At 53.4% G+C, this 223-nt stretch carries 1 protein-coding gene; it reads right to left on the bottom strand.

All coding sequences use genetic code 11. The features are described from left to right. Positions 1-37: 37 nt before the first annotated feature. Positions 38-223 (bottom strand): hypothetical protein (locus J3482_RS21195; RefSeq protein WP_236018439.1); only part of this gene is annotated, 186 nt, incomplete at its 5' end.

Here is a 223-nt window from a genome sequence, read left to right as displayed (position 1 = left end):
TATAAGGACCTCAAGCGGCTTGGCTCCGACGCTGGCATCAAGGCGATACGTTCGGCGCATAGACAAATCCTAAGGTCACTTCTCCCCAAAGGACAAAGCCTCGTGGTCGATATCGACTCCTCGATAGAGACTGTTTATGGCGCGCAGCAACAGTCCGCTGTTGGATATCATCCACACCATCACGGACGAGCGAGTTTCCATCCCTTGCTGGCGTTTGATTCAC

Source organism: Alicyclobacillus suci (genome assembly GCF_017329615.1).
Taxonomy (GTDB): Bacteria; Bacillota; Bacilli; order Alicyclobacillales; family Alicyclobacillaceae; genus Alicyclobacillus; species Alicyclobacillus suci.
This window is presented reverse-complemented; position numbering and strand designations above follow the sequence as displayed.